13 protein-coding genes are annotated in these 15,897 nt (G+C 73.7%); 2 read left to right on the top strand and 11 right to left on the bottom strand.

Translation table 11 applies throughout. The features are described from left to right. Positions 1 to 93 precede the first annotated feature (93 nt). The 8 genes from D3273_RS21940 to D3273_RS21905 all read right to left on the bottom strand — a co-directional run bounded on the left by D3273_RS21940 (position 94) and on the right by D3273_RS21905 (position 8,100). Positions 94 to 885 carry an NmrA family NAD(P)-binding protein gene (locus D3273_RS21940; RefSeq protein WP_245501329.1) on the bottom strand — a complete coding sequence of 264 codons (792 nt, stop codon included), beginning with the start codon at positions 883 to 885 and terminating at the stop codon, positions 94 to 96. Positions 886 to 961: 76 nt separating this feature from the next. After that, entirely contained in the window at positions 962 to 1,678 is a 717-nt protein-coding gene (urtE, locus tag D3273_RS21935) for an urea ABC transporter ATP-binding subunit UrtE (protein ID WP_129229033.1), read from the bottom strand. Continuing rightward, positions 1,668 to 2,423: an urea ABC transporter ATP-binding protein UrtD gene (gene urtD / locus D3273_RS21930; RefSeq protein WP_129229032.1), complete on the bottom strand. Its 756-nt coding sequence runs from the start codon at positions 2,421 to 2,423 to the stop codon at positions 1,668 to 1,670. Before urtD ends, urtE begins: the two co-directional genes overlap by 11 nt. A 16-nt stretch (positions 2,424 to 2,439) precedes the next feature. Next, entirely contained in the window at positions 2,440 to 3,591 is a 1,152-nt protein-coding gene (gene urtC, locus D3273_RS21925) for an urea ABC transporter permease subunit UrtC (RefSeq protein WP_129229031.1), read from the bottom strand. A 1-nt stretch (position 3,592) separates the two neighbouring features. Beyond that, entirely contained in the window at positions 3,593 to 5,200 is a 1,608-nt protein-coding gene (gene urtB / locus D3273_RS21920) for an urea ABC transporter permease subunit UrtB (protein ID WP_129229030.1), read from the bottom strand. A gap of 85 nt (positions 5,201 to 5,285) precedes the next feature. Further along, a complete protein-coding gene (urtA, locus tag D3273_RS21915) occupies positions 5,286 to 6,596 on the bottom strand; it encodes an urea ABC transporter substrate-binding protein (protein WP_428977797.1) in 1,311 nt (436 codons plus the stop codon). Between the two features lie 143 nt (positions 6,597 to 6,739). Further along, positions 6,740 to 7,711, bottom strand: a complete 972-nt coding sequence (locus tag D3273_RS21910; protein ID WP_129229029.1) for a threo-3-hydroxy-L-aspartate ammonia-lyase — start codon at positions 7,709 to 7,711, stop codon at positions 6,740 to 6,742. Beyond that, positions 7,705 to 8,100: a lysozyme inhibitor LprI family protein gene (locus D3273_RS21905; RefSeq protein ID WP_245501328.1), complete on the bottom strand. Its 396-nt coding sequence runs from the start codon at positions 8,098 to 8,100 to the stop codon at positions 7,705 to 7,707. Before D3273_RS21905 ends, D3273_RS21910 begins: the two co-directional genes overlap by 7 nt. A 106-nt stretch (positions 8,101 to 8,206) precedes the next feature. Here D3273_RS21905 and D3273_RS21900 point away from each other — a divergent pair, with 106 nt between their 5' ends. Further along, the gene (locus D3273_RS21900) at positions 8,207 to 9,574 is read left to right on the top strand and encodes a CoA transferase (RefSeq protein ID WP_129229027.1); all 1,368 of its coding nucleotides are present in this window, start codon (positions 8,207 to 8,209) and stop codon (positions 9,572 to 9,574) included. A gap of 123 nt (positions 9,575 to 9,697) precedes the next feature. Then, complete coding sequence (locus D3273_RS21895; RefSeq protein WP_129229026.1) at positions 9,698 to 11,734, top strand: alpha/beta hydrolase domain-containing protein; 2,037 nt, start codon at positions 9,698 to 9,700, stop codon at positions 11,732 to 11,734. A gap of 7 nt (positions 11,735 to 11,741) precedes the next feature. Here D3273_RS21895 and mce read toward each other — a convergent pair whose 3' ends face one another. The 3 genes from mce to D3273_RS21880 form a co-directional block, all read right to left on the bottom strand. After that, positions 11,742 to 12,152, bottom strand: a complete 411-nt coding sequence (gene mce, locus D3273_RS21890; RefSeq protein ID WP_129229025.1) for a methylmalonyl-CoA epimerase — start codon at positions 12,150 to 12,152, stop codon at positions 11,742 to 11,744. Beyond that, positions 12,149 to 14,329 (bottom strand): methylmalonyl-CoA mutase, encoded by a 2,181-nt coding sequence (scpA, locus tag D3273_RS21885; RefSeq protein WP_129229024.1) that lies wholly within the window; start codon positions 14,327 to 14,329, stop codon positions 12,149 to 12,151. Before scpA ends, mce begins: the two co-directional genes overlap by 4 nt. A gap of 136 nt (positions 14,330 to 14,465) precedes the next feature. Beyond that, positions 14,466 to 15,875 (bottom strand): methylmalonyl-CoA mutase family protein, encoded by a 1,410-nt coding sequence (locus tag D3273_RS21880; protein ID WP_129229023.1) that lies wholly within the window; start codon positions 15,873 to 15,875, stop codon positions 14,466 to 14,468. Positions 15,876 to 15,897 lie beyond the last annotated feature (22 nt).

The following is a 15,897-nucleotide window of genomic DNA, read 5'->3' as shown; positions in this document are numbered from 1 at the left end:
GGGCGCTGCAGCTTCAGCACCAGTTCGATCAGTTCGTCCTTGCTCAGTCGCTCGAGATCACCGCGGCTCATGCCACTAAGGAATCAGCCTTCGTCACGCCGCGCAAGTCGTCGTTGCACCTCGGCCGACCATGCTCGGAGCCGGTCGCCTCACACCACCCCGTGGGTAGATACTCCCCGCCCGCATCGTCGTGAAGGTTTCGCCCGTGGCGGCGCTGGCCGAGGCCGCGATGCCGCGCGGGCTGGTCTCGTCGCCCGATATGCGCAGGATCCGCGGCGCGTCGGGGTCGAGCGCCGCCCGCGCCGTGAAGGCCGCCGTGTCGTCCATGGTGGTGAAGTCGACGCGCTGGTCGGCGTCGCCGAAGTGCAGAACGCGCTTGATGGGGAACAGGATGAAGGGCGCCGCCCCGACGACCAGGTCGGCGAAGCAGCCGTTGAGGATGGAGGTGGCGCGGATGGGCGCGGCGTCGAGCAGCGCGTGGAAGGCGCGCCGCAGGTCGAGGTTGCGGTTGTCGCCGGGGCGCGTCTTCGTGAAGTCGAGCGCGAAGTCCGAAGGGATGAAGCGCGGCACGCCCGCCGCCACCGCGCCGCGCAGCAGCGCACCCTGGGTGCCGAGGATGGTGGGGGCGAGGCCGTTCAGCGCCGACACCACGCAGGCGGCGCCCCGGCAGGCCGCCGCGACCTGCGCCTCGTCGTCGAGGTCGGCCTCGACGATGCCGACGCCGAGGGCGCGGAGCGGTTCGGTGCGTCCGGCCGCGGTGCCGCGGCGCACGAGCGCGCGGACCGAGGCACCCCGTCCCCGCAGCGCCCGGGCGATGCGGGACCCCAGCGCGCCCGTGGCGCCGGCCAGCAGCACGTCCACCATGTTCGAAGCGTCGTCGGCCATGTCGTGCGTTCCCCCGTGGTGCCGGTTCAACGGCGCGGGGGGAACGAAAGGTGCGACATCGGTCAGGCGCGGTCGGTCACACGCTGAGATGCGCCCGCACCTCGCGCTCGACCATGTCGGCCTTGGCGCCGGCCATCACCACCGCGCCGCGGTCCATCACGGCGAAGCTGTCGGCGAGGTCGCGGGCGAACTCGAAATACTGCTCCACCAGCACGATCGCCATGTCGCCGCGGCCCCGCAGGTAGTCGATGGCGCGGCCGATGTCCTTGATGACGGAGGGCTGGATGCCCTCGGTCGGCTCGTCGAGCACGAGGAGCTTCGGGCGCGTCACCAGCGCCCGGCCGATGGCGAGCTGCTGCTGCTGGCCGCCCGACAGGTCGCCGCCGCGCCGGCCCATCATGGACTTCAGCACGGGGAAAAGCTCGAACACCTCCTCGGGGACGTGGTGCAGGGCCCGGCCGACGGGGGCGAAGCCGGTGTGGAGGTTCTCCTTCACGGTGAGCAGCGGGAAGATTTCGCGGCCCTGCGGCACGTAGCCGATGCCGCGCTTCGCCCGGGCATGGGTCGGCAGGCGGGACACGTCCTCGCCGCCGAGCCGGATCGCGCCGCCGCGGATCGGCTGCTGGCCCACGACCGCGCGCAGGAGCGAGGACTTGCCGACCCCGTTGCGGCCGAGCACGCAGGTGACGCGGCCGAGCTCGGCCGTGAGCGACACGCGCCGCAGCGCCTGGGCGGCGCCGTAGAACAGGTCGATGGAGGAGACGTCGAGGAGGGGAGCGGTCTCACCGGCCAAGGTACACCTCCACCACGCGCGGGTCGGCCGACACCCGGTCGAGCGGCCCTTCGGCCAGCACCGCGCCCTCGTGCAGAACCGTCACCTTGACGCCGAGGTCGCGCACGAAGGCCATGTCGTGCTCGACCACCACCACCGCGTGGTCCCGCGCGATCTCGCGCAGCAGCTCCGCCGTCGTGGCGGTCTCGGAGTCGGTCATGCCCGCCACGGGCTCGTCGACGAGCAGCAGCTTGGGGTCCTGCGCCAGCAGCATGCCGATCTCCAGCCACTGCTTCTGCCCGTGGCTGAGGTCGCCGGCGCGGCGGGCGCGGTGGTCCCACAGGCGGATGCGGCGCAGGATGCCGTCGACCTTCTCGCGGGCGTCCCGCGCGGCGCGGCCGAACAGCGTCGCGAAGGCGCCCCGCGGCGCCTTCAGCGCCAGCGCCACGTTGGTGTCGACGGAATGGTTCTCGAACACCGTGGGCTTCTGGAACTTGCGGCCGATGCCCAGTTCCGCGATCTCGGCCTCGTCGCGCTTCGTCAGGTCGACGGAGCCGCCGAAGAACACCGTGCCCTCGTCGGGCCGCGTCTTGCCGGTGATGACGTCCATCATGGTGGTCTTGCCGGCACCGTTGGGGCCGATGATGGCGCGCATCTCGTTGGGCGCCAGCACCAGCGACAGGCCGCGCAGCGCCTTGTAGCCGTCGAAGGACACGCGGACGTCGTCGAGGTAGAGCAGCGACGAGGTGAGGACGGGGTCGGTCATGGCTCGGCTCCCGGGTTCACTCGGCCACCGGCCGGGGCAGGACCTGCTCTTCCGGCGCGACCGGGCGCTCCGCCGGCGGCCCGGGGCGGCGGCGCGCCGTCAACCGGTCGACGAGGCCGAGGATGCCTTGGGGCAGGAACAGCGTCACCAGCACGAACAGGCCGCCGAGCAGGAACAGCCAGTATTCCGGGAACGCCCCGGTGAAATAGGTCTTGCCCCAGTTGACCAGCACGGCGCCGAGGGCCGCGCCCACCAGCGTGCCGCGGCCGCCGACCGCGACCCAGATGACGGCCTCGATGGAATTGGCGGGCGCGAACTCGCCCGGGTTGATGATGCCCACCTGCGGCACGTAGAGCGCGCCCGCCATGCCCGCCATCATGGCCGACAGCGTGAACACCAGCGTCTTGTAGTGCTCGACCCGGTAGCCGAGGAAGCGGACCCGGCTTTCGGCGTCGCGGATCGCCACCGTGACCTGGCCGAACTTCGACCCCGTCACGGCGGCGGCGACCACGTAGCCGAGCGCCAGCGCCACGCAGGACGTGGCGAAGAGCGCGGCGCGCGTGCCGTCGGACCGGACGTCGTGCCCGAGGATGTCCTTGAAGTCGGTGAGGCCGTTGTTGCCGCCGAAGCCCATCTCGTTGCGGAAGAAGGCGAGCAGCAGCGCGTAGGTCAGCGCCTGGGTGATGATCGACAGGTAGACCCCCGTCACGCGCGACCGGAAGGCGAAGTATCCGAACACCAGGGCGAGTGCGCCCGGCACGGCCAGCGCCATCAGCACCGCGTAGGGGAAGGACGAGAAGCCCCACCACGTCCACGGCAGCGAATGGTAGTTGAGGAAGACCATGAAGTCGGGGAGGTCGGGGTTCGCGTAGGAGCCCCGCGCCCCGATCTGCCGCATCAGGTACATGCCCATGGCGTAGCCGCCGAGCGCGAAGAAGGCCCCCTGGCCGAGGCACAGGATGCCGCAATAGCCCCACACGAGGTCGAGCGACAGCGCCAGGAGGGCGTAGCACAGGTACTTGCCGACCAGCGTCACCGCGTAGGTGGACAGGTGGAGCGCCGAGCCCGCGGGCGTCAGCAGCGACGAGGCCGGAACCAGGGCGGCGGCGGCGAGCAGGACGGCGAGGAAGACGAGGCCGCGGGGCCCGAAGGTGCGGTGGTTCTGCACGTCAGGCCTCCACCGCCCGGCCCTTCAGGGCGAAGAGGCCGCGCGGGCGCTTCTGGATGAACAGCACGATGAAGACCAGGATGGCGATCTTGGCCAGCACCGCGCCCGCGAAGGGTTCCAGGAACTTGTCGGCGATGCCGAGGCCCAGGGCCGCCACCAGCGTGCCCCACAGGTTGCCCACGCCGCCGAACACCACGACCATGAAGCTGTCGATGATGTAGGACTGACCGAGGTTGGGCGACACGTTGTCGATCTGGCTCAGCGCCACGCCGGCGATGCCGGCGATGCCCGAGCCGAGGCCGAACGCGAGCGCGTCGATGCGCCCCGTCGAGATGCCCATGGCGGACGCCATGCGGCGGTTCTGCGTCACGGCCCTCATGCGCAGGCCGAAGGGGGTGGCGCGCAGCACGACCTGCAGCGCCGCGAAGACCGCGAGCGTGAACACCACGATCCACATCCGGCCCGCGGTGATCTCGAGCCCCCCCAGGTGGAACGAGCCCGCCATGAAGCGCGGGGCCGAGACGGGCCGGTTGTCGGGGCCGAAGGCGGTGCGGACCGCCTGCTGCAGGATCAGCGACACGCCCCAAGTGGCCAGCAGCGTTTCCAGCGGGCGGCCGTACAGGAAGCGGATGACGGTGCGCTCGATGCCGACGCCGATCGCGCCCGCCACCAGGAAGGCCGCCGGCACGGCGATGGGCAGCGACGCTTCGGACCACGCCGGCGCGTGGGCGGCGACGAGGTCCTGCAGCAGGTAGGTCGTGTAGGCGCCGATCATCACCATCTCGCCGTGGGCCATGTTGATGACCCCCATCACGCCGAAGGTGATGGCGAGCCCGATGGCGGCGAGCAGCAGCACCGAGCCCAGCGACAGGCCGTACCAGGCGTTCTGCAGCGCCTGCCACAGGCTCAGGGTGAACCGGATCGACGAGGCGGCGGCGGACGCGGCGTTCTTCACGGCCGGGGACGCGTCCGGCGCCGCCGCGGCCTGGTTCACGTAGTTGAGGGCGTCGCCGTCGCCCCGCGCCGTCAGGGTCGCGATGGCGCCGAGCCGGTCCGCCTCCGGGCCCGCGCCCGACGTCGCCACGACGGCGGCGCGGGCCTGCAGCAGCGCCGCCTTGGCGGCGGGGTCGGTTTCCCGGCCGAGCGCCGCGTCGATGGCGGCGAGCGACTTCGGGTCGGGCGTGTGGAAGGCCGTGTCGGCGGCGGCGAGGCGCTTGGCGCGGTCGGGCGACAGCAGGTCGAGGCCGCCGAGCGCCGCGGCGAGCTTGGAGCGGATGCCGTTGTTGAGGCGCACCTTCTTCAATGCGCCCTGCGCCACGCCGTCGGCGCGGGCGCCGGTGGCGGCGTCGTCGAGCGCGCCGGACGCTTCGGCGTAGTAGACGCGGTGCGAGCCGGGGTCGAAGAGGAGGCGGCCGTCGCCGAGCGCGCCGAGCACGGCCGGCGCCGTGGGGGCGCCGCTGGCCACGAGCTCGTCGATGCCGCGATCGGTTTCCGGGAACTTGTCGGCCGTGAAATGCGCCAGCGCGTCGTCGACCGGGGCGGCGTGGGCCGGGGCGGCGGCGGCGCAGAGGAGCGCGAGCAGGGCCGCGACGATCGCGGTGCGGGGCATGGGCGTTTCCTGGTTCGGACGACGGGCGGGGCCCCGATGGAGGGGGTGGCCGGGGCGACGAGCCCCGATCACCCCCGGCGTCACCTCAGGCGGCGCCGCCGCACTTGCCGAGCTTGACGTTGTAGTTGCCGCAGCTCATCGGCTTGCGCCAATCGCCGATCAGGTCCTTCGAGCCTTCGAGGTAGGGCGACCATTCCTGCGCCACGACGAGGCCCGGCGTCTGCCACACGGTGTTCATCTGGCCGTCCGCCCCGATCTCGCCGATGTAGACCGGCTTGGTGATGTGGTGGTTCGGCATCACGGTGGAGAAGCCGCCCGACAGGTTCGGCACCGAAACGCCGATCAGCGCGTCGATCACGGGGTCGGCCTTGAAGGTGCCGGCCTTCTCGACCGCCTTCACCCAGGCGTTGAAGCCGATGTAATGGGCCTCCATCGGGTCGTTGGTGGTGCGCTTGGGGTTCTTGGTGAAGGCGTGCCAGCGGTCGATGAAGCTCTTGTTCTCGGGCGTGTCGATCGACTCGAAGTAGTTCCACGCCGTGAGGTGCCCGACGAGCGGCTTGGTGTCCATGCCGGCCAGCTCTTCCTCGCCGACCGAGAAGGCCACCACCGGGATGTCCGTCGCCTTGATGTTCTGGTTGCCGAGCTCCTTGTAGAAGGGCACGTTGGCGTCGCCGTTGATGGTCGACACCACGGCTGTCTTCTTGCCGGCCGAGCCGAACTTCTTGATGTCGGAGACGATCGTCTGCCAGTCGGATTGGCCGAAAGGCGTGTAGTTGATCATGATGTCCTCGGCCGCGACGCCCTTGAGCTTGAGGTAGGCTTCGAGGATCTTGTTGGTCGTGCGCGGGTAGACGTAGTCGGTGCCGGCCAGCACCCAGCGCTTCACCGCGCCGCCGTCGGCGCTCATCAGGTAGTCGACGGCGGGGATCGCCTGCTGGTTCGGCGCCGCGCCCGTGTAGAACACGTTGCGCTCGCATTCCTCGCCCTCGTACTGGACGGGGTAGAACAGGATGTTGTCGAGTTCCTTGAACACCGGCAGCACGGACTTGCGCGACACGGAGGTCCAGCAGCCGAAGCAGGCCGCGACCTTGTCCTGGCTGATCAGCCCGCGCGCCTTCTCGGCGAAGAGCGGCCAGTTGGAGGCGGGGTCGACCACCACCGCTTCGAGCTTCTGGCCGAGCACGCCGCCCTTCTTGTTCTGCTCGTCGATGAGCATCAGCATGACGTCCTTCAGCGTCGTTTCGCTGATCGCCATCGTGCCGGACAGGGAGTGCAGCACGCCGACCTTGACGGTCTCGCCCGCCGCGAAGGCGCGCGGCGCGCCGAGCGTGGCGGTGGCGGCCAGGGCCGAGGCGCCGAGCAGGGCCTGCCGACGGTTCATCGCGAATCGATCCATGGTGCTGATCCTCGTGACGCTGCGGCGGGGGCCGCGGGTTCACCTCGGGGCAGGATGGATCGCGGGATCGCGGGGGGACATACGTCGAATGACGTATGTTGCGGCGCGAAAGGACCGGCCGCCGCGGGCACCGGCGCCGAGCCTCACGCCGTTCCTCCGCCGATCAGCTCCGCGAAGCGCGCGAGGTCGACGTTGCCGCCGCTGAGCACCACGCCGACGCGCTTGCCCCGCACGTCCACCGCGCCCGTGAAGGCCGCCGCGGCGGCGAGGCAGCCGGTCGGCTCGACGACCATCCGCATGCGCTCGGCGAAGAACCGCATGGCGTCCACCAGCGCGGCGTCCGAGACCGTCACGACGTCCGTCACCAGCCGCCGGATGATCGGGAAGGTGAGCCGCCCTAGCGCCTGCGTCTGCGCGCCGTCGGCCAGCGTGCGCGGCACCGCGATGCTGACGATCTCGCCCGAGCGGAACGAACGCTGCCCGTCGTTGCCCGCCTCGGGCTCGACACCGTAGACCGCGCAGCCCGGCGACAGCGCTTCCGCGCAGAGCGCCGAGCCAGCCAGCAGCCCGCCGCCGCCGAGGCAGACGAGCAGCAGGTCGAGCGGCCCCGTGTCCTCGATCAGCTCCTTCGCGGCCGTGCCCTGGCCGGCGATGACGTCGGGGTGGTCGAAGGGCGGGATCAGCGCCAGGCCGCCCGCTTCCGCCAGCGCCCGCCCGATCGCTTCGCGATCGTCGGCGTAGCGGTCGTAGAGCACCACCTCGGCGCCGTAGCCGCGCGTCGCCGCCACCTTGGCGCTCGGCGCGTCGCGCGGCATCACGATCGTCACGGGCGCCCCCTGCAGCCGGCCGGCCAGCGCGATCGCCTGCGCGTGGTTGCCCGACGAGAAGGCCACGACGCCGCGCCGGCGTTGCGCGTCGTCGAGCGCCGCCAACGCGTTGGTGGCGCCGCGGAACTTGAAGGCGCCGACGCGCTGGAAGTTCTCGCATTTGAAGAAGAGGCTCGCGCCCGTCCGGGCGTCGGCGGTGCGCGACGTCATCACCGGCGTGCGGTGCGCCATGCCGGCGATGCGCTCCGCGGCGCGCACGACGGCGGCATAATCGGGTGCGTTCAGCATGGGCCGCCCTCCTTCGCGCAGGCCAGGGCCTCCCTCAACTCCGTGGTGCGCCGTCGGGTCAGCGCTTCGGCGCAGCCGTCGACGGCCATGGGCTGCATCGACCCGCCCTCGAAGCGCGCGCCCTCGAAGGCGCATTGGGCGTCGCGGTACCCCACCCAGGCCCGCTCGGCGGCGCGCAGCCGGTCGAGCCGGTCCGCCATCGTCGGCGCCGCGACGAGGGCGCCGTAGGTGGCGTTCAGCGCCGCATCGGCCGCCGCCCGGGCCTGCCCGGCGCAGATGTTCAGGTCCGTCTGCGTGGCGGCCTTGGCGCAATCCTCCGCCCGCAGCGGCCCCGCCCCGGCGAGCAGCGCCAAGGCGCCGGCCACGAGGCCCGTGCTTCCCGATCCCATGCGCATCCTCCGCCGATCCCGCCGCCAGCATAGGGCGGCGGCGGCGGGACTTGAAGCGCCGCGCCGCCTCGGGCCATCCTGCCGCGATCAGCCGGGACCCGTCGCCATGGACCACACCGCCGCCGCCAGCCACGCCTGGGCCTCGCTCGGCGGCGATCCCGCGGCGCTCGGCGCCCTGTCGTTCGCCGGCGGGGACGCCGCTTTCACCTCGGCTTTCGCCGTCGACGGGCTCGCGGCGGGGGCGGTGGCGGCGGCCGGGCTGGCGCTGGCGGAGTTCGCGTCCGCGGCGGGCCGGGCCCGGCCGGCCGTGCAGGTCGACCGGCGGCTGTCGGCGCTGTGGTTCGACGCCGCGATCCTGCCCCGGGGCTGGACGCTGCCGCCCTCGCGCCACCCCACGATGCGCGACTACCGGGCGCGCGACGGCTGGATCAAGCTCCACACCGTGGCGCCGGCCCACCGCGCCGCCGCGGTCCGCGTGCTCGGCGTCCCCGCCGAGCCCGGAGCCTTCGCGCGGGCGGTAGCGGGCTGGTCGGCCGAAGCGTTGGAAACGGCCGTGGTGGAGGCCGGCGGCTGCGCGGGGGCGATGCGCTCCGGGGCCGAATGGGGCGCCCACCCGCAGGGATGCGCCGTCGCGGCCGAGCCCCTCGTCGCCCTCGCCGACGCCGACCCGGGCCCGGCGCCCGGCTGGGCCGTGCCGGCGGGGCGCCCGCTCGCCGGCATCCGCGTGCTCGACCTCACCCGCGTGCTGGCCGGGCCGGTGGCGACGCGCCTCCTCGCCGGCTGGGGCGCCGACGTGCTGCGCATCGACCCGCCGGGCTGGGACGAGGACGGGCTCGCCCCCGACGTCACGCTCGGCAAGAGCTGCGCCCGGCTCGACCTCCGCGACGCGGCCGACCGCGCGACCTTCGAATCGCTGCTGGCGCGCGCCGACGTGCTGGTCAACGGCTACCGGCCCGGCGCCCTGGACGGGCTCGGCTACGGCGCCGAGGCCTGCCGGAGGCTGTCGCCCGGCCTGGTCGACGTGCGGCTCGACGCGTGGGGCTGGACGGGGCCCTGGGCCGGGCGGCGCGGGTTCGACAGCCTCGTCCAGATGGCGTCCGGCATCAACGAGGCCGGGATGCGTTCGGCGGGGCGCGACGCACCGCTGCCGCTCCCCGTCCAGGCGCTCGACCACGCGACCGGCTACCTCGCCGCCGCGGCGGTGTTGCGGGGGTTGGCGCGGCGGACCGCCGGGCGGGGGACCGCCGCGCGGCTGTCGCTGGCCGCCACGTCGACCCTGCTGACGGGCCTCGGCCGCGTCGCGCCCGGGTGCGGTCACGCGGCGCCGGCCGTTGCCGACCTGTCGCCCGCCGTCGAGCACACCGTGTGGGGACCGGCGCGGCGCCTGCGGCCGCCGTTGGAGGTGGGCGGCGCGCCCCTGCGCTGGGACCGGCCCGCGAGCCCGCTCGGTTCGGCGCCGGCCGCGTGGATGTGAGGCGTCGGGCCCCGACGGCGGCGCTCGGGGGCGATCCAACCTTGCCCCCCGCCCCCGAACCGGATTAGCTTCGCCTCACAGATTGCATGCCGAATGGCGTGCGCGGGTCGGGGGAGGATCGCCATGGGGCGCATCGGCGGAACGCGGCGGTTGTTCACCCTGGCCGGCGCAGCGGCGCTCCTCGGCGGGGCCCCGGCCGAAGCGCGCATCGTGGGCCTCGACCTTTACCGCGTGCCGGGGTTCGCCTTCGGCGGCCAGTCCTTCGGCACCGTGGGACCCTACGAGAAATGGGTCGGGCGGGCCACCGGCGCGGTCGATCCCGCCGATCCGGTCGACGGCGCCATCGCCGACATCGGGCTCGCGCCGCGCGACGCGAAGGGCCTGGTCGACTATGCGACGCCGGTCGTGGTCCTGCGCCCGGCCGACCCGGCGCGCGGCCGGCACGAGATGCTGTTCGACCTCAACAACCGCGGCAGCGTGCTCGGCTTCTCCGCGCTCGACGACGCGGCGGTGAACCAGAACGACGTCGGGCAGCCGGGCGATGTCGGCAACGGCTTCGCGATGAGCCGCGGCTACACCCTGGTTTGGAGCGGATGGGACCCGGTGTCGGCGGCATCGCCCGCGGTCGGGCCGGGGCCGGGCGCCTTCCTGCTCGATGTGCCGGTGGCGCGCCGCCCCGACGGGGCGTCGATCGTCGGCCCGAACCTTGAGGAGTTCGTGATCGACAACGACACGACCGCGAACGGCCCGCTGACCTATCCCGCCGCCGACCTCGACACCGCCCATGCGACGCTGACGATGCGGCCGCTCGCCGAGGACGCCCCGGTGCCCCTGCCGCCGACGGCGTGGCGCTTCGACCCCGGCGGGATGTCGATCAGCCTCCTGCCGGAGGGCACCCGGTTCAGGACGGGCGAGATCTACGAGCTCGTCTACCCGGCACGCGACCCCAAGGTGACGGGCCTGGGCTTCGCCGCGATCCGCGACGTCGCGGCCTTCCTGCGCGACGCCGAGCGGGACGACGCCGGCCACGCCAACCCGCTCGCCGGCGATATCCGCCATGTGTCGACCTTCTGCATCTCGCAGCCCTGCCGGGCGATGCGCGACTTCGTGCGGCTCGGCTTCAACCGGGTGACGTCGGCCCCGAACCACCGCGCCGTCGACGGCGTGCTCGATTGGATCGGCGGGGGCAGCGGCATCGACCTCGACCGCCGCTTCGCCGAGCCGTTCCGGACCCACCGCCAGCACATCGCGCGGCATTACCCCGAGTTCGCCTTCCCCTTCGCCTACGGCACCACCACCGACGCCGTGACGGGGCGCACCGACGGGATCCTCGCGCGCTGCACCGCCACGGACACCTGCCCGAAGATCATCGACGTCAATTCGGACAACGAATATTGGGCGAAGTCCGGCTCGAACCTCCACACGGACGCGGCCGGGCGCGACCTGCCGGACGTGCCGGGCGTGAGGCTGTACCTGATGGCGGGCCTGCCGCACGGCGACGGCGTGCCGCCGCACGGCAAGGGGATCTGCCGGGTCGAGCGCAACCCGCTCGTCGCCAACCAGGTGCTGCGCGCGCTCCTGGTCGACCTCGACGCCTGGGTGACGCAGGGCGTCGAGCCGCCGCCGAGCCGCGTGCCGCGCGCGGCGGACGGCACGCTGGTGACGTCGGCCCAGGCCGACACCGGCTTCCCGTCGATCCCCGGCATCGCCTACGGCGGGCGGGAGCACACGGGCGACCTCCTCGACTTCGGGCCCGAAGCGGGGCAGGGCGTGCTGACGGTGCTGCCGCCGGTGAAGCGGGGCTCCCCCTACCCGTCGCTGGTGCCCAGAAGCGACGCCGACGGCAACACCCTGGCGGGGATCCGGGTCCCCGACGTGGCGGTGCCGACCGCCACCTACACGGGCTGGAACCTGCGCGCCGACGACGACGGGGACGGCTGCGACGCCGCCGGCATGGTGGTGCCCTTCGCCCGCACCGAGGCGGAGCGCCGGGACCACGGCGACCCGCGCCCGTCCCTCCAGGCGCGCTACGCGAGCCACGCCGACTACGTCGCCAAGGTGGCGGCGGCGAGCGAAGCGCTGGTGGCCGACCGCCTGCTGCTGCTCGACGACGCCATCCGCGACGTCGCGGCGGCGCGTGCGAGCGACGTGGGAAACTGACCGGCGGCTACCCCGCCACCTCTTCCAGCTCCACGAGCGTGCCGTGGAGGTCCTTCGGGTGGAGGAACAGCACGGGGGTGCCGTGGGCGCCGACCTTGGGTTCGCCCGAGCCCAGCACGCGCATCCCCTGGCCGACCAGCCGGTCGCGCGCGGCCCGGAGGTCCGGGACCTCGAAGCAGACGTGGTGCATCCCGCCCGCCGGGTTGCGCGCGAGGAAGGGGGCCACCGGCGAGCCCTCGCCCAGCGGCCGCATCAGCTCCACCTTGCTGTTCGGCAGCGTCACGAACACCACGGTGACGCCGTGCTCCGGCAGGTCCCGCGGCGGCGAGACCGTGGCGCCGAACCCGTCCCGGTAGGTCCGCACCGCCGCATCGAGGTCCGGCACCACGAGGGCGACGTGGTTGAGGCGCCCGATCACGTCGCCGCTCCCGCGTAGGCGCCGGGATCTTTCTGGGCGTAGCCGAAGCGCTCGTTCAGCGCGGACAGCAGCGCTTCCGCGGCCTCGGCCACCACCGTGCCGGGGGGGAACACCGCCGCGACCCCGGACGCCTTCACGGCCGCGACGTCGCCGGGCGGGATCACCCCGCCCACGACCAGCAGGATGTCGTCGCGCCCCGCGGCGTCGAGCGCCGCCCGCACCTCCGGCACCAGCGTGAGGTGCCCGGCGGCCAGCGACGACACGCCGACGATGTGGGCGCCTTCGGCGACCGCGCGGGCCGCCACCTCGCCCGGCGTGGCGAAGAGCTCGCCCACCGACACCGCGAAGCCGAGGTCGGCGAAGGCCGAGGCGATGACCTTCTGGCCGCGGTCGTGCCCGTCCTGCCCCACCTTGGCCACGAGGATGCGGGGCGGGCCACCGTGATCCTCGGCGAAGGCCGCCGTCATGCGCGCCACCCGGGCCACCGCCGGGCTGTCGCCCGCCGCGCGGCGGTACACGCCGGAGATGAGGTCCACCGTCGCGGCGTGGCGGCCCCAGGCTTCTTCCAGCGCGCCCGACATCTCGCCCACCGTGGCCTGCGCGCGCGCGGCCTCGACGCTGAGCGCCAGGAGGTTGCCCGAGCCGTCCCGCGCGGCCCGGGTCAGGCCCGCCAGGGCGCGCTCGACGGCGGCGCCGTCGCGCTCCGCCCTGAGCCGCCCGAGCTTGGCGAGCTGGGCTTGGAGCACCGCGGCATTGTCGACCTTGAGCACGTCGAGCGGTTCCTCGACGGCGGGGCGGTAGCGGTTCACCCCCACCACCACCTGCGCGCCCGCGTCGATGCGGGCCTGGGTTTCGGCCGCCGCTTCCTCGATGCGGCGCTTGGGCAGGCCGGCCTCGATGGCCTTCGCCATGCCGCCGAGCCGCTCCACCTCCTCGATGTGGGCCCAGGCCCGGTCCGCGAGGTCGGCGGTCAGGCGCTCGACGTAGTAGGACCCGCCCCAGGGGTCGATGGTCCGCGTCGTGCCGCTTTCCATCTGCAGCAGGAGCTGGGTGTTCCTGGCGATGCGGGCGGACGCGTCGGTGGGCAGCGCCAGCGCCTCGTCGAGCGCGTTGGTGTGCAGCGACTGCGTGCCGCCCTGCGTGGCCGCCATGGCTTCCACCATGGTGCGCGTGACGTTGTTGAACACGTCCTGCGCGGTGAGCGACCAACCAGACGTCTGGCAATGGGTGCGCAGCGCCAGCGACTTCTCGGAGCGCGGCGCGAAGCGCCCGACCAGCCTGCACCACAGCAGCCGCGCGGCGCGCAGCTTCGCCACCTCGGTGAAGAAGTTCATCCCGATAGCGAAGAAGAAGCTGAGACGCGGCGCGAAGTCGTCGATCTTCAATCCCGCCGCCAGGCCGGCGCGGATGTAGTCGACGCCGTCGGCCAGCGTATAGGCGAGCTCGAGGTCGGCCGTCGCGCCCGCTTCCTGCATGTGGTAGCCGGAGATCGAGATGGAGTTGAAGCGCGGCATCCGCGTCGACGTGTAGGCGAAGATGTCGGACACGATCCGCATCGAGGGGGCCGGCGGGTAGATGTAGGTGTTGCGGACCATGAACTCCTTGAGGATGTCGTTCTGGATCGTGCCCGAAAGCTGCTCCGGCGCCACGCCCTGCTCTTCCGCGGCCACGATATAGAGCGCCATGACGGGCAGAACGGCGCCGTTCATGGTCATTGACACGCTCATGCGGTCGAGCGGGATGCCGTCGAAGAGCTGGCGCATGTCGAGGATGGAATCGATCGCCACGCCCGCCATGCCGACGTCGCCGGCGACGCGCGGGTGGTCCGAATCGTAGCCGCGGTGCGTCGCCAGGTCGAAGGCCACCGACAGGCCCTTCTGCCCCGCCGCGAGGTTGCGGCGGTAGAAGGCGTTCGACGCGTCCGCGGTGGAGAACCCCGCGTACTGCCGGACCGTCCAGGGCTGGGTGGCGTACATGGTCGGGTAGGGGCCGCGCAGGAACGGCGAGGCGCCGGGGAAGCCGTCGATGCCGGGCAGGCCGGCGCGGTCGGCCGGCCCGTAGAAGGGGCGCACCGCGATGCCCTCGGGCGAGAGCCAGGGCGCGCGGGCCGGGGCGTCGGGGGCGGGGGCAGCGGTCGTGCGCCAGGGCAGGGCGGAGAAGTCCGGGATCGCGCTCATGCAGCCTGCTCCTCGCCGCTCGACCCGGCCTGCGGGCCCGCGCACCGACCTCGGTCTCGCCGCATCGCCCTTCCGAGCCCGTCATTTCCGCCTCGGGGCGGGACGCGGCGGCGCGATGGGGCGGCACCTCCGCGGGTCATCCCGCTCCTCCCGGCATCGGCGCCGCGGTGGCGACGAGCTGGTCGTCGCGCAGGCTCGGCAATGCGCCGGCGCCGCCGCGCCGCGCCGGGGGCAGGGGCCGCAGGACCGGGGCCGGGGGCTCCTCGGCCAGGGGATAGGCGGTCGTGCCCAGGACGGCGCGCGAGCCCGCCGTCAGCTCGGCGGCGCGCCGCCCCTGCGCGACGGCGAGGCGCAGGCCCCAGGAGCCGTCGGCCAGCGCGGCGGGCAGGCCGCCCACGCTCTCGATGTCGCCGAACAGGTCCCAGGCCGCGGCGCAGAGCCCTTCCGTCAGCGCTTCGACGGCGCCCGCGCCCCCGCCGGGGTCGGCGACGCGGTCGAGCCCGGCCTCGTCGCGCAGCACCAGGGCGGTGTTGCGGGCGAGCCGCCGGGCGAACGGGTCGGCCAGGCCCAGCGCCGCCGTGTGGGGCAGCACCGTGACGCCGTCCGCGGTCCCGAGGATGGCACCCGCGCAGGCGAGGGCGCCGCGCAGCAGGTTGGTGGCGGGATCGCGCCGCGCCGTCATGCGCCAGGACGTTTCGGCGTGGATGCGGATCGGGCGGGAATCGAGCCCGCAGCCCTCCTCGACGCGCGCCCACAGCCGGCGCAGGGCGCGGACCTTGGCGATGGTCAGGAACAGGTCGGCATCGGCGGCGAGGGTGAACGACAGCGCGCCGCGCGCCGCGCCGGGCGCGACGCCGCCGGCATCGAGCGCCCGGAGGTAGCTGACCCCCGTGGCCACCACGGCGGCGAGTTCCTGCGCTTCGGACGCACCCGCCTCGTGGTGGACCCGCCCGTCGGGGCGCAGCAGCCGGCCGGCCAGCCCCCGGTCGCGCAGGACGCCCACCAGCTCGACCACCAGCGTCGCCATGTCGGCCCAGGGCCGGGGCGCTTCCCCGGTCCGCGCCATGAAGCCGATCGGATCGATGCCGGCGTCGACGTCGAGGGACGACGACGGGATGCGGCGCGCGTCGGCCACCTCCAGCAGGGCCCGCACGGCTTCGAGGCCGCCGAAGGGCGCGGGTTCGAGGCGCAGCGGGGCCGCGTCGAGCGCGACACCGGCGAGCGCGGCGCCGAGGCCGGCGGGGTCGAGGCCGAAACCCCGCGCCGTCGGGGCGCCGTCGAACAGCAGCACGAGCCCGTCGGCGCCGTTCTCGAGGTCGTCGAGCGGGGGCAGCCCGTCGGCGTCGAGCCGGGCGAAGACGCGGCAGGGCGGGCGGGCGCCGGCCGGCGCCGGCGCGTCGGCGGCGGGGTAGAGCGGCTGGACCGGGATGCCGTCGAGCGTGCGGCCGACGAGGCGGGCGTCGAAGTCGCCGCCCTTCAACACCGCCGCGACGGCGGTGCGCCACGCGGCCTCGGCGGCGGGATCGGGGAAGGGGGCTGCGCTCATGTCGGCATCCTCATGGGCCGGC

It is taken from the genome of Lichenibacterium minor, from assembly GCF_004137685.1.
In the GTDB taxonomy this organism is placed as follows: domain Bacteria; phylum Pseudomonadota; class Alphaproteobacteria; order Rhizobiales; family Beijerinckiaceae; genus Lichenihabitans; species Lichenihabitans minor.
The sequence above is the reverse complement of the archived record's forward strand: the minus strand, read 5'-3'. Positions and strand labels throughout refer to the sequence as shown.

Excerpts from the sequence above, each read along its gene's own strand:
- D3273_RS21940 (WP_245501329.1), bottom strand. The coding sequence starts at position 885 with ATGGCCGACGACGCTTCGAACATGGTGGACGTGCTGCTGGCCGGCGCC.
- urtD (WP_129229032.1), bottom strand. The coding sequence starts at position 2,423 with ATGACCGACCCCGTCCTCACCTCGTCGCTGCTCTACCTCGACGACGTC.
- urtB (WP_129229030.1), bottom strand. The coding sequence starts at position 5,200 with ATGCCCCGCACCGCGATCGTCGCGGCCCTGCTCGCGCTCCTCTGCGCC.
- urtA (WP_428977797.1), bottom strand. The coding sequence starts at position 6,596 with ATGGATCGATTCGCGATGAACCGTCGGCAGGCCCTGCTCGGCGCCTCG.
- D3273_RS21910 (WP_129229029.1), bottom strand. The coding sequence starts at position 7,711 with ATGCTGAACGCACCCGATTATGCCGCCGTCGTGCGCGCCGCGGAGCGC.
- D3273_RS21905 (WP_245501328.1), bottom strand. The coding sequence starts at position 8,100 with ATGGGATCGGGAAGCACGGGCCTCGTGGCCGGCGCCTTGGCGCTGCTC.
- D3273_RS21900 (WP_129229027.1), top strand. The coding sequence starts at position 8,207 with ATGGACCACACCGCCGCCGCCAGCCACGCCTGGGCCTCGCTCGGCGGC.
- D3273_RS21895 (WP_129229026.1), top strand. The coding sequence starts at position 9,698 with ATGGGGCGCATCGGCGGAACGCGGCGGTTGTTCACCCTGGCCGGCGCA.
- scpA (WP_129229024.1), bottom strand. The coding sequence starts at position 14,329 with ATGAGCGCGATCCCGGACTTCTCCGCCCTGCCCTGGCGCACGACCGCT.
- D3273_RS21880 (WP_129229023.1), bottom strand. The coding sequence starts at position 15,875 with ATGAGCGCAGCCCCCTTCCCCGATCCCGCCGCCGAGGCCGCGTGGCGC.